Genomic DNA, 17752 nt, shown 5'->3' on the forward strand with positions numbered 1-17752 from the left:
AAGAATCAATGAGCCGAATCATTGCCGGCGCGGCCGGCGGCAACCCGCTGAAGTCCGTTCCAGGCGACGCTACGCGACCAACCACGGACAGGGTCAAAGAGGCACTCTTCTCGCGGCTGGAGAGTTGGGATATTCTTCAGGGCCCTCGGGTGCTGGACCTTTTCGCCGGCTCCGGGGCTTTGGGCCTAGAAGCTGCAAGCAGGGGAGCGCGCCAAGTGACTCTCGTCGAAAAAGCTCCCAAGGCGGTTGCGGTGTGCCAGCAGAATGCCGCGATGATCAATAAAACCCTGAAGAGCGACATTGCTTCCGTCCAGCGCGGATCAGTCGACTCGATTCTTGACGGCTACTTTGACGAATCAACTCGGATGCCTCGCAGGACATTCGACGTGGTCTTTTTGGATCCTCCGTATCCATTGACCGAAGCGGAGCTCGAAACCACACTGCTGAAGGTTTCCCGCGTGCTTGCTGACGATGCGACAGTCATTGTAGAGCGATCCAGCCGGTCTCCGCGCCCCCTGTGGCCCATTAGCCTGCAGCCATTCGCCGACAAGAAATACGGCGAGACACACCTATGGTTTGCCGAACCTGTCCAGCCCGAGTGAGTGCTTGATTTCCGAGGGAAAAGGTCCCAAGGCTTGGCATTGGTTGATGCTTGAATCGTCCAAGCGGTGTTTGGCGGCAGTCAGGATCAAGTTGCCCGGGTATCGCCTGGTAAACATTTCAGGCGAGGAACTCAGCATGACAAAGTCGAAGTTTTGTCGGGCGGCCGCTACCTGCCGGTCCGTGAATGCCAGGGGCGGATCGTCGCCAATATTGACGAACAACAGCCCTTGGTCGTCAAGCGCCGTGTACAGCTCCGAATAGTACTCGGGTACCGTCAGATGCTCGGGTGCCTCGGGGCCGCTGAAAATATCGACAATGATGACATCGAATGTCCGCCCGTCCAGCTGGCTGTGCAGGACATCGCGGGCATCAGCGACGATGGTCTCGAGAGAGCAGTTTTTCGGCAGCGGGAGTTGCGTTATTACGAAATCAAGTAGTTCCCGCTCGATGTCGACTGCCACGTGTGTGCTCTTCGGAAAGACGACACTAGCCCAACGGACAAGGGTTAGCGCCCCCGCGCCCAGGTGAAGCATCCTCAGCGGTTCGCCGGGTTCTCGCAGTACCTTGAGATGGTTCGCAATCCTGGCGAGGTATTCATAGAAAACCTCCTCCGGATGGGTGAGGTTCACATGGGATTGTTCTGCGCCGCCGATAGCCAGGATCTTCGCTCCGGGTACAAGGTCATCGTCATAAATAGTTGCATGCGCTTGGACAAACCCAAGCCAGCGCTTCTGGCTTGAAGCGGTCATCGGGCCAGCTCCGGCAGTCGGCCCAGGCGTCGAGCCGCTTCCAAGATCACGTCTTCCTTCTTGCAGAATGCGAAGCGCAGCAGAGATGAATAAGCCTGCCTGTTTTCCGGATGCACAAAAACTGACATTGGTATTGCCGCTACTCCTAGCCGCTCGGGGAGCAGTCGAGCGAGCTCAGTCGCGTCTTGAAAACCTAGCTGGCTAACGTCGGCGACGAGAAAGTATGTTCCCCGGGGGCGGAAGACGGGGATGCCCGACTGTTCCAAGCTGTCGGCAAGAAGACCACAGGTGTGCCCGAGCGAGCCGGCAAACTGCGCGAAGAATTCGTCTGGGAGTTCCAGCGCTTGTGCCACGGCTGGTTGAAATGCCGGTCCTGACGAGTAGGTGAGAAACTGCTTGACCGTTCTGACGGCGGTGATCAGTTTTTCAGGGCCGGTCGCCCAGCCGACCTTCCATCCGGTAAACGAGAAGGACTTGCCCGCCGACGAGATGGTAATCGTCCGGTCGAATCCACGGGGCAGGGTGGCGACGGGAACATGGCTCACCCCGAATGTCAGGTGCTCGTAGACCTCATCGGAAAGAATAATGCAATCATGCTGGTGAGCCAGTGCAATGATCTCATTGAGCACATCTTCCCCAAATACGGATCCAGTCGGATTGTGCGGATTGTTGAGAATTATCATCCGGGTCTTGTCAGTGACCGTTGCGCGGAGCTTGGCCAGGTCTGGTTGGAAATCTGGTAGCTGCAACTGGACCACGTTGTGTTTTGCGTTCGCGAGCCCGATCATGGCCGCATACGAGTCGTAGTAAGGCTCGAATGTGACAACCTCGTCACCGGGCTGAACGAAAGCGAGGATTGCAGCGGCAATCGCCTCGGTGGCGCCGGTGGTGACGACTACCTGGGTTTCTGGGTCCAGTTCGAGGCCGTAGAACCGTTTTTGATGGGAGGCAATGGCGTGGCGAAGGGCTGGTATCCCTGAACCAGGTGCGTACTGATTTGCACCTTCAGCGATCGAATTTAGTGCGATTTGGCGAATTTCTTCGGGTCCTTCTGTATCAGGAAAACCCTGGCCCAGATTCAAGGCATTGTGCTTGTTGGCAAGACCCGTGATTTCTTCAAAGATCGTCACCCGTGGCGTGCCAGCCGGATCCAAGAGGTTCGCGCCGTGCGCTGTTCGTTGCCAAGGGGTGAAATCATTGCTCATGAACCCATTATGGACGGGGGACATGTGCGGTCGAGCATTCGAAACGTCACTTCGTTACTTGGGTTTATCTGCAATTCACGTTTTGGCCGGCACTTCTTGATACATTCAACATATGCGTAGAGCCGTTTGCCCAGGATCCTTTGACCCGATTCACAATGGTCATGTCGAAATTATTGCTCGAGCCGCCAGCCTGTTTGATGAAGTGATCGTCGCGGTATCGACGAACTATTCAAAAAACTACCGATTCAGCGAAGATGAGCGAGTCGCCATCGTGGAGGAGACGGTCGGCGGTCTCCGCGGTGTCTCGGCCCTTCCAATGGGTCAGGGCTTGTTGGCTGATTTCTGCAAGGAACAGGGTGCGGAAGCCATCGTCAAGGGCCTGCGAAGCACCGTCGACTACGCATACGAAATTCCGATGGCAACCATGAACCGCCACTTGACCGGTGTTGAAACTGTATTCCTCCAAGCCGATACGCGGTTCACCCATTTGTCGTCGTCGCTTCTGAAGGAAGTGCAGACTTTGGGCGGAGATGTCGCGGAATACTTCCCACGTGCTGTGATGAAACGGCTGATGCGGAAGTAGGGAAAAATATGTATTTCTACCCCGTAGATATATGCTTGTAGTTCTGTAATTTCACTCGTTTTCACTGATAGGTCGCTTAAACAATGACTCATCGTCCAATAACAAAGGCTGTCATTCCAGCCGCGGGCCTTGGAACTCGATTCCTTCCGGCAACCAAAGCGATGCCCAAGGAAATGTTGCCCGTTGTCGATAAGCCTGCAATCCAATATGTGGTGGCCGAAGCCGCAAAGGCGGGCTTCACTGACCTGCTCATGATCACCGGCCGCAACAAGCGCGCACTCGAGGATCACTTCGACCGTGTTCCTTCCCTTGAGTATTCCTTGGAAGCCAAGGGAGACAAGAAGAAGCTCGACGCTATCCACGAGGCTACCCATTTGGGTGACATCCACTACGTGCGCCAAGGGGACCCCAAGGGTCTTGGACACGCTGTCCTTTGCGCGAAGCAGCATGTAGGGAACGAGCCTTTCGCGGTTCTGCTTGGTGACGACCTCATCGACGAACGCGACGAGCTGCTTTCGGTTATGGCCAGCGTGCAGCAGAAGGTCGGCGGGTCCGTGATCGCCCTCATGGAAGTTGCTCCCGAACAGATCAGTGCATACGGCTGCGCTGATGTCTCGTCCGTCAGTGGCGAGGATTTCGTCAAGGTCAACGGCCTTGTTGAAAAACCGGCGGTTGAAGACGCTCCAAGCAATTTGGCCATTATCGGTCGCTATTTGCTGCACCCGAGGGTATTCGAAGTTCTTGAACATACTGCACCAGGCCGTGGCAACGAAATACAACTCACCGATGCACTTCAAGTCCTAGCCGGTGCCGAAGGCGAAGGCTCGGGTGTGCACGCAGTGGTATTCCGCGGTCGCCGTTATGACACCGGAGACAAGCTCAGCTATTTACAGGCGAACATCACCCTTGCGGTAGATCATGAAGATCTGGGTGAAGGACTGAAGAGTTGGCTCAAGGACTTCGTCGCCGAACTGGAAGACTAGCAGTTATCAAAGGCTACTCAGGATAATCACATTTATCTTGGGTAGTCTTTTTGATTGCACGAAGTCACTTGGAAGGTCCGTTGGCTTCGACGGAATTTTCTCGGTGGGGTAGAAATGAACTCAAACGATCCAAGTCAGAATGACTTAAGCTCTCGAAGTGTGCGTTTTGGTGCCGCACGGCGAAAAAAGAGGCGCGTGAGAGCAATTGTCCTTTCCGTGATTTCCGTGCTTTTGATTGCTGTGCTGGGTGCTGGATACTATCTCTTCAACTTGCAGCATGCTTTCAATTCCAAATCCAACACCGTTGCACTGAACTTCACCCAAGAGCAAGAGAACGCGCGCCCGGTTAAGGATCCCGACGATGGATCCATGAACATCATGCTGGTCGGAGTTGACCATGCAGACGACAACTCGGACCAATCGGCGGCCTTGGACGGGGCAGTCAGCCAGCGCAGTGATTCCATGATGCTCGTACATATTCCTGAGGACCGTTCACAGGTATACATCATGTCTACGGTCCGAGACATGTACGTAGAGATCCCTGGATATGGGAAGAACAAACTCAACGCAGCCGTATCTTTTGGCGGTATTCCCCTCTTGGTGCAGACGATGGAAGGACTTTTCGACACCAAAGTCGATCATGTTGCCATGATCGACTTTGATGGATTCAAGGAATTGTCTACCGCCCTCGGCGGCGTGACAGTTCAGAACGACATCCCTTTCACAGCCCACGACACGGACTACTTCTACCCCGAAGGCGAGATCACTCTGGAAGGCGACCGGGCCCTAAGATTTGTCCGCGAACGCAAGTCATTCAGCAACGGCGATTATCAGCGGGTCGCCAACCAGCGGAAGTTCATAGCAGCTGCTGCAAGCCAGATGTTATCGACCGACACGCTGACTAACCCGGTCAAGCTGTACGACATCGTCGATAAGGTGTCTCCCTATTTGACTTTCGACAGCGGCTTCGATGCCGCGACGCTAGTCGGCTTGGGCATGCAGCTCAAAAAGGTCGATACGAACAACTTGGCGATGTTCACGATGCCAACAGCTGGCAGTTCCACGAGTGCTGATGGCCAATCGATTGAACTCCCTAGCGGACAGGCAATCCTGCAAATTCGTGAAGCGCTGAAATCCGACACAATGGATGAATATCTCGAGGAAAATCCGCCCCAAGAATAGATTGAATGAGTGACAGACACTACAGTTGTGCACTCGGAGCAGGCGAAATCGTCGAAAACCAGAACCGATCTACTAGACTTTGAGCATCTGTGCTTATTAGGCACAAAAAGTTGGTCGAAGACAATGAGGACAATTCACACATGACAGTGGCAGAAGAAGCCGAGAAGTTTGGCTTGCACCGTGTGGGTGCCCGCCCAAGCTTGGCCAGCTATCTGAAACAGACTTGGGAGCGGCGTGAGTTCATCTACGAACTTGCCAAGGCACGTGTTCAGAAGCAGAATCAGCAGAACCGCTTGGGCATGATCTGGGTTGTTCTTAAACCGACGATGAACGCGATCATGTATGGCGTCATCTTCGGCGTTCTGCAGGGAGCCAGCCGGGGCCCTGACTTTCCGGTATTCGTTGTTATCGGCGTGTTCCTCTTCGAGTTCTTTACGAGCTCCATGAACGGTGGTGCGAAGTCGATCACCGGTAACCAAGCGCTCGTCCAATCGCTGTCCTTCCCCCGGCTGACTTTGCCGGTCGCTCAGGTCACTCAGAATCTCCTGACATTGATGCCTATGGTTGTGGTCATGTTCATCTATGCGATGATCCTTGGCACAACTCCAAAATGGTCTTGGCTTATGCTGGTTCCATTGCTCCTGATCTTCAGCGTTTTCAATATGGGAATTGCCCTGATCTGCGCTCGAATCACTGTGCACATTAGGGACTTCACCCAGATCCTGCCACTGGTTACCCGCATGCTGTTCTACACCTCGGGCGTTCTATTCAGCGTTGACCGAATCTTGAACCACTGGCCTTGGCTCGTTCAGATATTCGACTTTCATCCGCTGTACCAGACGCTGCAAATCGCCCGCGCAATGATCATGAACGATGCCACCTACGATCCTTTCGCATGGATTGTAGTTTCCGTCTGGGCGCTGCTGGCGTTGGGCTTCGGACTCATTTATTTCTGGAAGGCTGAGGAGCTCTACGGCCGTGCCAATTAGTTTTGACGATTTAATCAATCCCGGGCTCCACCCGGAATACGAACCCGCTCCGATATTCTCCGACGACACATCGTTCATCGATGTAGTCAAGCCCGAAGATATCAAGTCATCTACCCTCACCGTTGATGAAACTCGACAGCCTGTCGTCATGGTGGACAACCTCCATGTGAAGTACCAAGTATTTTCCAGTGGAAAGGCTGTTGGAACCGCCGGAGCACGGCGACTGCTGCAGCCAAAGATGCGCGGTGTTCGTACCGTCCACGCGCTCCAAGGTATTTCTTTCGTTGCGTACGAGAATGAGTCGATCGGCATCATCGGTTCCAACGGATCTGGTAAGTCGACCTTGTTGCGCGCCATCACGGGTCTCACACCACCTGCCTCCGGTGCAGTGTACGCACGATCCAGGCCAAGCCTGCTGGGTGTTGGTGCGGCACTGATTCCGGATCTTTCAGGCGACAAGAACATCACCCTTGGTGGTTTGGCCCTTGGCTACAACCGTCAAGAAGTTGAAACTATGCGTGAAGAGATTACGAAGTTCGCCGAGCTAGAAGAGTTCATCGATCTGCCTATGCGAACTTACTCGTCGGGAATGGCTGCCCGTTTGAAGTTCGCCATTGCTGCCTCCAAGCAGCATGACATTCTCATTGTCGATGAGGCATTAGCGGTCGGCGATGCCAAATTCCGCAAGCGCAGTGAAGCCAAGATTCGCGAGATCCGGGAAAACGCTGGAACGGTTTTCCTGGTATCGCACTCGATGAATTCCATCAAAGAAACTTGCAACCGATGCATCTGGATCGAGAAGGGCGTTCAGAAGATGGACGGCGACCCGGACACGGTTATCAAGGCGTATCAACAGCATAAGAAGTAAGTGACAGATGACTGACTTTCCTGGCGTTTCATACGTCATGCCGGTGCTGAACGAAGCCGATTATTTGCATGAGGCTGTTCAATCGATCCTCTCGCAGGAATACGAGGGCGACAAGCAACTAGTTCTTGCATTGGGCCCAAGCAGCGATAGCACCAACGCTGTTGCGAAACGACTGGCGTCTGAAGACTCCCGTATTATCCTCGTTGATAATCCGAAAGGCCGGACACCCAATGCGCTGAACCTCGCCATTGGCAAATCAACTCACCCCATCATTATGAGGGTCGATGCCCATAGCGAGCTTCCTCCTAAATACACGCGGCGAGGAGTTGAGACGCTGTTCCGCGTCGGCGCCCACGATGTCGGTGGACTCATGGACGCCAAGGGAAAAACGCCAGTGCAACGTGCGATCGCTGCCGCATATCATTCGAAATTCGGCTTCGGCGGGCCCGCATACCACTCGGGGGCACCCGAGGGCGAAGCCGAGTCGGCCTACCTTGGCATCTTCCGGCGAGAAGTTTTCGAAAAGGTTGGCCTCTACAACGAAGAAATGTGGAGAGCCCAGGACTGGGAACTGTGCATGAGGATCCGTCAAGCAGGATACAAAGTTTGGTTTGATCCGGAACTGAAAGTCGGCTACTACCCGCGTGATAATTTCAAGGCGCTGATTCGCCAGTCATACGCTTCGGGTACATGGCGTGGTGAAATCGCCCGTCGTTACCCCGAGGGTAAATCCCTGCGCCACGACTTGCCACCGCTATTGCTTCTTGGTGTAAGTGCAGGTCTCGCGGCGACGCTCGTTGCGCCTTTTGTCACAGCAAAACTCCCCAAGGTAGCCCGTGCCGGATTGAATCTACTCCAGGCCGCACCGCTGCTTTACGCTGGCGCCACGGTTGCCGCTGGCATCTCATCCAAGGCTGAAAACTTCGGCGAGAAGCTCCTTACATCAGTGGCATTCCAGAGCATCCATCTGCCGTGGGCTGCAGGATATGTGAAGGGCCGAGTCCTGGGCGCGGCCGGAACCCTGGATCGGGGTCGAGTCAAATGACCGTCGATCGTCCAAAGAATCCCACATTGGAACAGCTACGAGCAGTTTGCCAGCCCCCTGAAGTTCGCGCTCGAAAGAACGCGGAGCATTGGACTGCAGAACTGTACCTTCGGCACATATCGATCTACCTGACGGCGGTTCTGGTCCGAACACGGATTACCGCTAACGGTGTCACCGGGCTAATGATCCTTTCTGGATGGTGCATGTCGCTGGCATTGTTGATCCCAGGCATCTGGGGTCCGTTGCTGGCTGTCGTGTTCTCACAGGTGCAGCTGTACTTCGACTGCTCGGATGGTGAAGTCGCACGCTGGCGTGCTTCCCAATCACCGCGCGGGATCTTCATCGACATGGTTGGGCATCACACGACCGAAGCGCTGATTCCCATCGCTCTGGGCTACCGCGTGTTCAACGAGCTATTGGGCGATCCTGCAAGCGCAGACCAAGCCTGGCCAACCCTCTTCATGGCCGCGTGCCTCTCAGTTCTTTTGGTACTCAACCGTTCCCAGTCCTTGATGGTCCACGCAGCACGTGGGATGGCTGGTCTGGGCAAGCTGCCAGATACCGCCGCTGCTCGTGCAATCCCGACAACCACGCTGATCGGCCGGCTACGCTCCCTTGCCCGGTTCCTGCCGTTCCATAAGCTTTTGCACGCCGTTGAACTAAGCTTGATTATTCTCGTTTGCACTGTCATATCTGCTGCAATTGGTTCACCGAGCATAGCTGAAAAGTGGATGATCTGGATCTTGCTGCCGGCCTGCCTACTCGTGAATATCGGTCATTTCCTTTCCAACATGGTCTCGTCTAGGCTCAAAGCCTAATCAGTCCATTTTCAACATAGTTCGTTAAGCAGAGGAACATGTCACAACGGAATATACCAACCGTAGGTGTCGTAGTGCTCACGATGGGTAATCGACCGAAAGAGCTCCGACGCGCGCTAGAGTCCCTGCTTGCACAGACATCTGTTGAAATTGACGCGGTCGTCGTGGGAAACGGTTGGGATCCGAAAGACATCCCAGACCAGCTCGGAACGTTATTCCTTCCAGAGAATTTGGGAATTCCCGCGGGCCGTAACGCAGGCGTTTCAAAAGTGAGCGGTGAATACCTCTGTTTTCTTGATGATGATTCTTGGTTCCTTGACGATGATTTTTTGATTACAGCAGTCCGGCGATTCGAACGGTACCCGCAGATGGGGCTGTTGCAGCCTCGAATCACAGATCCGGACCATGAAGACCAGAACCCAAGGCGTTGGATCCCTCGCCTCAAGAAGCGGACCGCCGTTGAACCCAGCAAGGTTTTCCACGTTGGTGAAACATGTTTGGTTGCACCGCGGAAAATATTCGATCAGACCGGTGGCTGGGCTGGTGGTTTTTGGTATGCCCACGAAGGTATTGAGCTTGCCTGGCGAATCTGGGACACAGGCCGCTATGTCTGGTATGCAGGGGATATGCGAATCGGACATCCGGTTGTTGATCCGAGGCGGCACGATGAGTTCTACAGGTTGAACGCGAGAAATCGCGTGTGGTTGGCGAGAAGAAACCTACCGGCGCCTTTCCTATGGATCTATCCGACCGCTTGGATGCTACTTGAATGTCTAAGGCTCAGAAAAAGCCCAAGTGCTGTCCGGCAGTATGTCGATGGATGGCGTTCGGGATGGAAAGGGAGCCCTTGGTATAGGGAACCACGTGCGAAGCTGAAGTGGCGGACTCTGGTACGCATGACACTTGCGGGGCGCCCACCTGTGCTCTAGCCAGATTTAGGTGTTGGCGTTCATAGTTTCCCGATGGCTGCAACTGGAAAATCCGGCGGTGTCAGTGTGCCAAATTGGCAGAATAGCGGTATCTCCAAGCGAGCTTATCAGGCATTTTTATACAATAAGTGAACAGAATGTAAAATAGTCAAGTACAACGCACTTCTAGTGCGTACTTCTCGAGTGCCCAGTACGGGTGGATGGTGTGTATATTTTGGGAATTCGTGGATGGAAAGGACAGCTGGCTCGTACGATGCCTAGCTCCTTCTGGCAGCGGATCCTTGATTGGCGTACGAAAAAAACGACTTGCAGTTCTCTGAATATTCAGCAGATCCGTACTGAGAACACTGTTTCGACACGGCATCTTGCTGAATTCTTAGGCTTGGCCTATGCCGACGATGCCGTGCGTCAGGCGACTACGGTTGATGGTAGCTCTTGGGCAATTTTGTCGGAAGCATTCGAAAAATACGGATTTAGTCTCGTCAAAGTAAAGCATGACGCAGTGGGTTATGGAGCGATTGAGGCCTGGAGCGTTCTCGCCCCGAAGGAGTTTGGCGGCACACTGCGCGATGACCGACAGGCGGGGCTAGGCGCAATTTGGGTTGTTTATTCCGACGGCAAACCGCAGGTCCCAGATGTTCAAGATTTTACGGAACCCATCGATGTGGTCTACACATGGGTAGACGCTGCGGACGCCGACTGGCAAACCTCATACCGCCGATACAAGGAACTGATTCCCGCAAATGGGGCCCACGAGAGTAGCCGCGATCTTGCGAGATACACGTCCCGGGACGAGCTCAAGTACTCTCTTCGATCGCTAGAAATGAACCTGCCGTGGGTGCGGAACATCTTTCTGGTTACCGCCGGTCAAGTCCCAGAATGGCTGCACCAAGAAAATAGCAAGATCAAACTGGTCGATCATCGGGATATATTCGACAGCAGTGAAGACTGCTTGCCGACCTTTAACTCCCATGCAATCGAAACCCAGATCTCCAAGATCGACGGACTCTCCGAGCATTTCCTTTACGTAAACGACGATATTTTCTTCGGCCGTCCGTTGTCGCAAAATACCTTTTTCACTGCCAGCGGTGATGTGAAATACGCGCTGGCTAATAAACACTATTCAGAAGCATCGAATCCCCGCTTAGCAGTCAACCAAGCGGCTCAACGCAACGCAGATCTGATATTTGACAGGTATGGCCGCACGACTGCATTGAAGTTCCGACATGTCGCACATCCGCAACGTTTGCTGATCCATGAGAAGATCCGAGAGTACTTCCCGAGCGCGGTCAAAGCTACCGCTAGGCATAAGTTCCGCCACGTAGAAGACATCTCTGTTCCGTCATCCCTAGCGCACTATATCGCGGCCGCCGAGGGGCTCGGCGTACCCGCAGAAATAGACTATGCATATGTTGATCTCGGTGGTGACTATTTGGCATTGAACCTCTACCGGCTGTTGGTAGGTTCAGGCAAACAGATGTTTTGCCTGAACGAAGTAGCAACGGTTTCCGAAAAGGAATTACGGGGCAGGATGGCCAAACGCGTTCTCAATTCGTTATTCCCTTACAAGTCGTCATTCGAGAACTGACAGCCGATATGGACCGTTGAACTTGGCCATGCGTAATTGCGACTCGAATCCGTCACTTCGAAGGAGATCGCGGCGTGTGGCCGCCGGCACGAGAGTGTAACTTGTAAAATTGAGGCAGCCATCGATTGAAGATTGGGCTGTACTACGTAGGAGGACCTTATGCCGAAAACTGTATTGACCTATGGCACGTTCGACTTGTTCCACATCGGACACCTGAATATCCTCAAGCGTCTGAAGGAGAAGGGCGACCGCTTGATCGTCGGCGTTTCAACCGATGAATTCAACGCGATCAAGGGTAAAAAGCCTGTTGTGCCGTTCGAACAGCGTCGAGAGATCGTAGAATCCATCAAGTACGTTGATTTGGCCATCCCGGAAGAAAACTGGGAACAGAAGCGCCTGGATATCGCAAAGTACGACGTCAAGGTATTCGGCATCGGCGAAGACTGGAAGGGTAAGTTCGATGATCTGGGTGATGAAGTCGAAGTGGTCTACCTACCCCGAACTGCTGGAATTTCCACGACAGAAATGAAACGCGTGCTCAGTGAATTTGATGAACGGCACGTCGAGTCGCTGAAAAACACCTTGGATACCCTAAGCCAGATCGTGAAGGAACTGAGCTAAAGATTAGTATGAGAGAGATCCGGAAATAAGCATGTCTCATAGTCCTGACATTACAATTGTGCTCGCTCACTTCAATGACGGCGAGCATGTAATTGACGCTGTACGTTCAGTGTACGGTCAGACACACAAAAACATTGAGCTCCTTCTGGTCGACGATTGCTCTACAGATGGGAGCGCGGACACGGCTAGGGCAATCGTTGAGCAAGACCCCCGTGGCCGGTTCTTGTCCCTCGACGTCAATTCAGGCGGCGTGGGTGGCCCGAGAAGCAGGGGCCTTGAAGAAGCACGAGGAGATTACGTACTCTTCTTAGACAGCGACGACACTTTAGATCGTCATGCGTGCAAGAATTTACTTCACGAAGCTGAAACTAGCAACGCAGATATTGTGATGGCTCGTACCCGTCGATTCGAAATTGGAGCACAACGCTGGAAAGGATGGCACGATAAACTTTACGTTTCCCGTGAGCACTATGAGTCTATCGAAGAAAATCCTGACCTAAGCGTCGATACCATCGTAGTAGCAAAGCTTTATAAAGTAGAATTTCTTAGAAATAACTCTATTCAATTCCCTACTGATATTCACTATGAAGATCTAGTTTTTTCTGCCAATGCATTCATGAACGCTTCGGGAATTTCAGTAATTCCACAGTCAGCTTATGTTTGGAATATATATCCTAACGAGATTCGCAAATCTATAACGAATCAAAGAGACTCAATACAGAATCTGATTTACAGACTGGAAGCGCTAGCTCGCGTTGAAAAAATCGTTGACTTTTCGAAGAATCCCGGTTTATTTAATAGACTTCAATTGAAAATTCTTCGTCATGATGCTCGATTGTATTTGAACGATATCGTTTCGCACGACGATGCGCTGGCCATGGAGATTCTCAAAGTTCTAAAGCCTTTCCTTTTGAGGGTCAGCCCAGAGGCGTATGCTCAATTAGACGTCCCGGAGCGTTTTTTGTATGGCGCCGCTCTCATGCTTCGCCCGGATATAGTTCGCGATGCCTTCACTATGATTAATAAAAGGGCAACCTGGATCCCACCCCTCGAACTAGATGTTGAGGCATCAACATACCGTTGGCATTCTGAATCCATTCCTGGAACGCCCGACGAATCACTCTGTGGTGAGTTGCTGTCAGTAAATAAGAGCGATGTTGATAGCACTCCGTGGTTCCAAGTTGAGTGGCACCATGAAGTTCGTGATATTCAGGTGAGCAGCGGAAAATTAACCATCAAAGGCCGTACGTTTGATCCAGGATTAAAACTCTCGTCTTTGAATAACTTTGATTTATTCTTGAAAATATTTTCTCGCGGAAAAAATAGATTTTCTCAAATCATTAAATGCGAAAATGTAATTCATGAAAACCAATGGGTACTTTGGGAAGCATTAATTATCATTCCCACCGGGTGGCCAGCGGGTGATATCGCCAAGATTGGAATTCGTCCAAGAATATCCAATCAGTTAACATCCCGGGAAGGTCATCTGGTTTTCCCATCCTCAATAAAGATTTCCAAAAAAAGTCTATTTAATCAGGGATTATTAAATAGGATCGAATCGTATCGATACCGGGTTTATCGAACTGTTGATGGAACAATCGGATTGAGGCGATTGAAATCTGGGAAAAAGCGTATTCTGGTTCGACAGATTGTATCGCCAGTTTCCAAATTTAACGTAAAAAAAGACACTGTTTTTGATCGACCAGTTAAGACTAACTCCTTAAAATGGAAATTAATCTATACGTTCCTGAGGATGTTACCTCTTGAATCGGATTCAACTCTATTTGAATCTCATATGGGTACTTCGATGTCGGATAGTCCTGGGGTAATTTCTTCAACCCTTGCGACTCATTACCCGAACCAGAAGCAAATTTGGTCAATCGCTCAGGGTAAGAACATCGACGGTGATTTTAATTCAGTTACTCGTCATTCTGCGAAGTATTTATATGCCTTAGCTCGTTCTCGTTATTTAGTTGATAATCAATCTTTGCCTTCCTATTTTGTAAAAAGAAAGTCACAAAGATACCTTCAACTTTGGCACGGGATTCCGTTGAAACGTATGGGTTTGGACGAACCTGATTTTGCTGATGGGTCTATTGAAAAAAAGCGAGATCTCGTTAAGAAGGCGAGCTATTGGGACTATCTCACAATCCCCAATCCATACTTTGAAAGTACGTTCGTCCCTGCATTCGGCTACAAGAATGAAATGTTGAAGTATGGGTCACCCCGAAACGACATCCTTGCTAAATTGGATAACTCAATGTCCGATAACTTTCGTAACATGCTTGGGCTTCCACGCGATCGAAAGATAGTTCTTTATGCTCCAACTTTCAGAGCCAATAGTCGGAACTCTAAGCGTTCGATAAAGCTTGAGCTTGACCTCGAGCGCTGGATAGAAGAATTAGGCGATGATTGCATTCTGTTAATTAGGGCGCACTATCTGAATAAGGTTTCTATTCATCCCAAATTTTCAGGAAAGGTTGTCGATGTTTCTGGAATTGAAGACATTTCATCACTTTTTGCCGTGTCTGACGTACTTATCACCGATTACTCAAGTGTAATGTTTGATTACTGCACGTTGGATCGTCCAATTCTTATTTACGCCTACGACTACGAGAATTATGTTAATGACGAACGCGGAACTTATTTTTCACTAGAGGAGTTCTCTCCCGGTTTGGTTGTCAATGATCAATCGTCGCTACATGCGGCCGTTCTGGAAAGATTGACAGTTGATCTCGACAAGGTGGAACGACGTGAATTTTCGCAACGCTTCGCAGGGTTCGAAGACGGGCATTCTGCGGATCGCACGGTTGCCCGGGTATGGGGATAATAATGAATTTACCTTTTAAAAGAGTCGTCCTCATGTCTAATCAAGTTGATAGGCTTGGTGGTGTCTCACGATTCATCGAACGAATTTCATTTGAGTTTCTAAATCATGGTTTTTTGGTCGAGATCATTGGAGTTAATCCAACTCCAAAAGATGAGCTTGTTGAGGTTAATCGACCGACAGAAATATTGGTAGATTGTTTATGGGAAGAACATGCGCCAGAAAATTGGACACTGAATCGTCGCCGTGATCGCTTGAATCCTTTTAGGCGGCGCCGAAACGCTCGTCGTCTCGAACTTCGGGCTAATGGATGTCGAAAGCTTTCCGAAAAATTGGTTGAATGGGGTCCTGAAACGGTGATCCTGTGTACTCAAGTATTCGGTATGGAGCATCTGATTGAGGCCGGGTACGACCCGCTCGATCGCTCCCTCCCTCGGGTTGTCGGACAATATCATGGTTCCTACGAAATGTGCGTCCAAACTGGCGACTTACGTCGAGTACTAAGGAGCTACAGAGATGTTGATCGATTCGTCTGTTTGACTGCAGACGATGCAGCATTGTTCACGAGGGCAGGTTTGAATAATGTGTCTTGGCTTCCAAACCCGGTTGCTGACCCATCAACGGAGGTCCAGGATCGTGAAAACACATTCGTTACTCTAGGTCGCTATGACAAACAGAAATCATTGCACTACGTAATAAAAGCATGGGAATCTGTTTACACGAAGTTGCCCGATTGGAAAGTGGAGCTTTATGGAGAAGGGCCTCTTGGTGCTAACCTGCAGGAAATGATTGATGATCTTAAATTGCCACGTATTCGATTGATGGGCAAGACGGATACGGTTGGCGAAGTGCTGTCATCTTCGAAAATTCATCTGCTTACTTCTCAATATGAAGGTTTACCAATTGCAATTGTTGAGGCCTCACTTGCTGGTGTACCGACAATTTCTTTCGATTGTGCTCCCGGGATTCGTGATTTAATTATCGACTCCGAATCGGGGATTGTTGTCCGACAAAATGATGTATCCGAATTTGCTGCTTCAATGGAGATCCTGGCCTTGGAGCCAAGAACTCTAGCTCAATACTCGAATCGAGGTCGAATGCATGCCAAGCAATATCTACCGTCGGCTATATCGTCCAAGTGGATATCACTTTTTAGCGATTTGCAACGTTAGCTTTACTGAATGAGTGGCAAGATAGAGCAATTCTAGTAATCATGTACCAACAACCTTCTGCTGTGGTGTGCGGTTTTTAATCGCTTTTGAGTGTTGACGGTATCGGTACCGAGAGTGAATGCATCACGGCGACGTTGTGACGCTTTTGCGGAGGCACGTTTACACTTGGGACATTTTGCGATGGGTTGACTTGGTCGCCGGATCAGTTGGTTCGATGACCTGTTCACTGGTGCAGAATAGTGCTTGGAGGTACTCTTATTCTGGTGGTTTGGTATTGCCGATCCGATCCGAGGGAGTAACTTTTTAGCAGAGGTATTTGGAAGCACCTGTGTACCGAAGCGGTAGCAGTAGTGCGCGGATCCGATGTGAAATCTCGGGACTTCATGGACACTGAATCTCATGGCTTCGTGGACAACCGATCTCATGGCTTTGTACACAGCTGCCGGCGGTTCCCATTCGGGAGCCGCCGGCAACGGCTAACTACCGATAGTCGAATACCTCGGGCATGGCTTCTTCCCGGGCCTCGTACCGCGCTTGGTATTCAGTGGCCTTCCGGCTCCACTGCTTGGTCGGGTACGCCAAGTGAATTCCTCTGACCGAGTACGAGGACACAAACCGCTGATGCACACGCAATGCCACCATCGGCAACGCGAAGCTCAACACGACTTCCGCGGTATCAGGGTCCGACAAGATGAATTCATTATCGGTGATGGTCCTCAGGAACTGTCGGTCGGCATAGGTGTGCGGCAGCGAGATCTGCTTGCCCCGATAATACGCTTGGCAGTTGTCTTTATTGACCCGAACCAGTAACTGATGGTTTTCCCGGTTCATGCCGGGTTCGTGCTGTTCCGTGAGCTTCTTCAGGATGTCGCCGGTTTTCGAAACGACAAGGTCAGCGCGGTTCACGGCCGAGCTGCCCATGTGGCGTTTCATCAGGTATTCGGCAGCTTTGGCTTCCAGTACCACCATCGGTATCGGCTCGGTGGCCGGTGTGTGCTCCAGCAGCTCCCAAGCCTTCTGCGGGGTTGCCTGATTCAAGGACTGATGCGGGCGGCTGCCGAATAGGGGTTGAAGGTACTTATGTTCCGGCGAGATGGTACCGCTATTCCGCCTTCATGGAACTGCAAGAAAGCCACAGGCGCCCTGCACCTCCTGTGACAGTACGCGAGCATCGAATGCGGCCCGGGCTGTGGAACACCAGCCGGCTAACTGCTGCACTACACCAGACATGGAATGCCCATACGGCCTCGTTGGGTCCCCAGCGAACCCCATTCGCGTCGGTGACGACATCTCAGTCGTTTCGCCAAGGGAACCCAGCCGCAATAGTCGGAGGCCTCATGTTCCCGCGCCCTGTTGAGCAGTCCCGAAGCGTGTTCCCACGAGCTGCCGCAGCGAGGGACTGGGCCCAGTCCACGCGCCGCAGCAGGTTGATTGAATCTTCACGCCCGGCGACTTGGAAGAATGCTTGCTGAACAACCCGGAAAACTGCGTGAAGTTGTTGGCCTGGTCCGTGGTGGCGTTCATCGGACCGCTGGCAGTACCAGCAAGCCGTAATTGGAGTACCCGGTCGATGAACGGGGGCGGTACCCA

The 17752-nt window shown here is 51.8% G+C and carries 15 protein-coding genes and 1 pseudogene; 13 read left to right on the forward strand and 3 right to left on the reverse strand.

The window, feature by feature from the left end; translation table 11 throughout:
• The first annotated feature begins 8 nt into the window (after positions 1–8).
• On the forward strand, positions 9–602 hold the full coding sequence (gene rsmD, locus JQN66_RS07480) for a 16S rRNA (guanine(966)-N(2))-methyltransferase RsmD (RefSeq protein WP_204677238.1): 594 nt from the start codon (positions 9–11) through the stop codon (positions 600–602).
• Here the strand turns inward: rsmD and JQN66_RS07485 are convergent.
• Positions 570–1352: a spermidine synthase gene (locus tag JQN66_RS07485; RefSeq protein ID WP_204677239.1), complete on the reverse strand. Its 783-nt coding sequence runs from the start codon at positions 1350–1352 to the stop codon at positions 570–572. The two genes, rsmD and JQN66_RS07485, sit on opposite strands and share 33 nt — an antisense overlap.
• Positions 1349–2557 (reverse strand): aminotransferase class I/II-fold pyridoxal phosphate-dependent enzyme, encoded by a 1209-nt coding sequence (locus JQN66_RS07490; protein ID WP_204677240.1) that lies wholly within the window; start codon positions 2555–2557, stop codon positions 1349–1351. The genes JQN66_RS07485 and JQN66_RS07490 overlap by 4 nt, the downstream gene beginning before the upstream one ends.
• Before the next feature lie 112 nt (positions 2558–2669).
• Between JQN66_RS07490 and coaD the strand changes: the two genes are divergently transcribed.
• The 12 genes from coaD to JQN66_RS07550 all read left to right on the forward strand — a co-directional run bounded on the left by coaD (position 2670) and on the right by JQN66_RS07550 (position 16162).
• On the forward strand, positions 2670–3140 hold the full coding sequence (coaD, locus tag JQN66_RS07495; protein WP_204677241.1) for a pantetheine-phosphate adenylyltransferase: 471 nt from the start codon (positions 2670–2672) through the stop codon (positions 3138–3140).
• 83 nt (positions 3141–3223) lie between these two features.
• Complete coding sequence (gene galU, locus JQN66_RS07500; RefSeq protein WP_204677242.1) at positions 3224–4123, forward strand: UTP--glucose-1-phosphate uridylyltransferase GalU; 900 nt, start codon at positions 3224–3226, stop codon at positions 4121–4123.
• A gap of 195 nt (positions 4124–4318) precedes the next feature.
• Positions 4319–5305 (forward strand): LCP family protein, encoded by a 987-nt coding sequence (locus tag JQN66_RS07505; protein WP_239464169.1) that lies wholly within the window; start codon positions 4319–4321, stop codon positions 5303–5305.
• 140 nt (positions 5306–5445) lie between these two features.
• Entirely contained in the window at positions 5446–6294 is an 849-nt protein-coding gene (locus tag JQN66_RS07510) for an ABC transporter permease (RefSeq protein ID WP_204677244.1), read from the forward strand.
• Between the two features lie 148 nt (positions 6295–6442).
• Positions 6443–7162 (forward strand): ABC transporter ATP-binding protein, encoded by a 720-nt coding sequence (locus tag JQN66_RS07515; RefSeq protein ID WP_204677509.1) that lies wholly within the window; start codon positions 6443–6445, stop codon positions 7160–7162.
• Positions 7163–7169: 7 nt separating this feature from the next.
• Positions 7170–8207, forward strand: a complete 1038-nt coding sequence (locus tag JQN66_RS07520) for a glycosyltransferase (RefSeq protein ID WP_204677245.1) — start codon at positions 7170–7172, stop codon at positions 8205–8207.
• Positions 8208–8410: 203 nt separating this feature from the next.
• Entirely contained in the window at positions 8411–9025 is a 615-nt protein-coding gene (locus tag JQN66_RS07525; protein WP_338029219.1) for a CDP-alcohol phosphatidyltransferase family protein, read from the forward strand.
• An 83-nt stretch (positions 9026–9108) separates the two neighbouring features.
• Positions 9109–9954 (forward strand): glycosyltransferase family 2 protein, encoded by an 846-nt coding sequence (locus tag JQN66_RS07530; protein WP_338029222.1) that lies wholly within the window; start codon positions 9109–9111, stop codon positions 9952–9954.
• Between the two features lie 253 nt (positions 9955–10207).
• Complete coding sequence (locus JQN66_RS07535; RefSeq protein WP_204677248.1) at positions 10208–11542, forward strand: stealth conserved region 3 domain-containing protein; 1335 nt, start codon at positions 10208–10210, stop codon at positions 11540–11542.
• A gap of 159 nt (positions 11543–11701) precedes the next feature.
• Complete coding sequence (locus tag JQN66_RS07540; RefSeq protein WP_047118933.1) at positions 11702–12163, forward strand: FAD synthase family protein; 462 nt, start codon at positions 11702–11704, stop codon at positions 12161–12163.
• A 31-nt stretch (positions 12164–12194) separates the two neighbouring features.
• Entirely contained in the window at positions 12195–14993 is a 2799-nt protein-coding gene (locus JQN66_RS07545) for a bifunctional glycosyltransferase/CDP-glycerol:glycerophosphate glycerophosphotransferase (RefSeq protein WP_204677249.1), read from the forward strand.
• 32 nt (positions 14994–15025) lie between these two features.
• Positions 15026–16162, forward strand: a complete 1137-nt coding sequence (locus tag JQN66_RS07550; protein ID WP_204677250.1) for a glycosyltransferase — start codon at positions 15026–15028, stop codon at positions 16160–16162.
• Positions 16163–16642: 480 nt separating this feature from the next.
• On the opposite strand, the pseudogene JQN66_RS07555 reads toward JQN66_RS07550, so the two are convergent.
• Positions 16643–17215: pseudogene (locus JQN66_RS07555) on the reverse strand (IS481-like element ISAar27 family transposase); the annotation flags it as partial.
• Positions 17216–17752 lie beyond the last annotated feature (537 nt).

The sequence above is a fragment of the Glutamicibacter protophormiae genome (assembly GCF_016894325.1).
In the GTDB taxonomy this organism is placed as follows: domain Bacteria; phylum Actinomycetota; class Actinomycetes; order Actinomycetales; family Micrococcaceae; genus Glutamicibacter; species Glutamicibacter protophormiae.

Coding starts and splice junctions, on each gene's coding strand:
- JQN66_RS07510 (WP_204677244.1), top strand. CDS start 5,446: ATGACAGTGGCAGAAGAAGCCGAGAAGTTTGGCTTGCACCGTGTGGGT.
- JQN66_RS07535 (WP_204677248.1), top strand. CDS start 10,208: ATGCCTAGCTCCTTCTGGCAGCGGATCCTTGATTGGCGTACGAAAAAA.
- JQN66_RS07540 (WP_047118933.1), top strand. CDS start 11,702: ATGCCGAAAACTGTATTGACCTATGGCACGTTCGACTTGTTCCACATC.
- JQN66_RS07490 (WP_204677240.1), bottom strand. CDS start 2,557: ATGAGCAATGATTTCACCCCTTGGCAACGAACAGCGCACGGCGCGAAC.
- galU (WP_204677242.1), top strand. CDS start 3,224: ATGACTCATCGTCCAATAACAAAGGCTGTCATTCCAGCCGCGGGCCTT.
- rsmD (WP_204677238.1), top strand. CDS start 9: ATGAGCCGAATCATTGCCGGCGCGGCCGGCGGCAACCCGCTGAAGTCC.
- coaD (WP_204677241.1), top strand. CDS start 2,670: ATGCGTAGAGCCGTTTGCCCAGGATCCTTTGACCCGATTCACAATGGT.
- JQN66_RS07520 (WP_204677245.1), top strand. CDS start 7,170: ATGACTGACTTTCCTGGCGTTTCATACGTCATGCCGGTGCTGAACGAA.
- JQN66_RS07545 (WP_204677249.1), top strand. CDS start 12,195: ATGTCTCATAGTCCTGACATTACAATTGTGCTCGCTCACTTCAATGAC.
- JQN66_RS07515 (WP_204677509.1), top strand. CDS start 6,443: ATGGTGGACAACCTCCATGTGAAGTACCAAGTATTTTCCAGTGGAAAG.
- JQN66_RS07550 (WP_204677250.1), top strand. CDS start 15,026: ATGTCTAATCAAGTTGATAGGCTTGGTGGTGTCTCACGATTCATCGAA.
- JQN66_RS07525 (WP_338029219.1), top strand. CDS start 8,411: ATGTCGCTGGCATTGTTGATCCCAGGCATCTGGGGTCCGTTGCTGGCT.
- JQN66_RS07530 (WP_338029222.1), top strand. CDS start 9,109: ATGGGTAATCGACCGAAAGAGCTCCGACGCGCGCTAGAGTCCCTGCTT.
- JQN66_RS07485 (WP_204677239.1), bottom strand. CDS start 1,352: ATGACCGCTTCAAGCCAGAAGCGCTGGCTTGGGTTTGTCCAAGCGCAT.